General features: G+C 55.6%; 1 protein-coding gene. It reads left to right on the forward strand.

What is annotated here, in order from left to right:
• Positions 1–570 (forward strand): IS3 family transposase (locus VA602_RS00505; protein ID WP_323452166.1); only part of this gene is annotated, 570 nt, incomplete at both ends.

A 570-nucleotide genomic window follows, 5' to 3' on the forward strand; every position in this document is an offset into this window, starting at 1 on the left:
TCAAGCGCAGCAGTTTCTATGCGTGGCGCCAGCGCCAAGCCCGAACAAATCCTGAACGGGATCAGTTGCGCTCGGCTGTAGAAGGCTATTTCAAAGCCTCTCGCGATTCAGCCGGGTCGCGGACACTAACCCAGGAGTTACGGCGCGACGGCCAGAAGATTGGGCGTTACAAAGTACGTGCGCTGATGCGTGAAGCTAACCTTAAATGCAGGCAACGTAGGCCGCACCGGTACCGCTCATCAGGCGTGGAAGCATTGATTGCTGAAAATCAGCTGAAGCGAAATTTCAAAGTTTCGACGATCAACGAGGTTTGGTGTGGAGACGTGACGTACATCCAGGTTGGCAAGCGCTGGCTGTACTTGGCCGCTGTGATCGACCTTTATGCTCGCCGTGTAGTCGGCTGGGCATTTTCGATGATTGCGGACGCCAGGCTGGCCTGTAACGCGCTGCACATGGCAGCCGAGTCCCGTGGCAAACCGACAGGCGTGATGTTTCATTCCGACCAGGGATGTCAGTACACCAGCCACAAATTTAGGGCTGCACTTGAAGAGTACAGCCTGAACCAGAGCA

Source organism: Pseudomonas machongensis (assembly GCF_034961125.1).
Lineage (GTDB): Bacteria > Pseudomonadota > Gammaproteobacteria > Pseudomonadales > Pseudomonadaceae > Aquipseudomonas > Aquipseudomonas machongensis.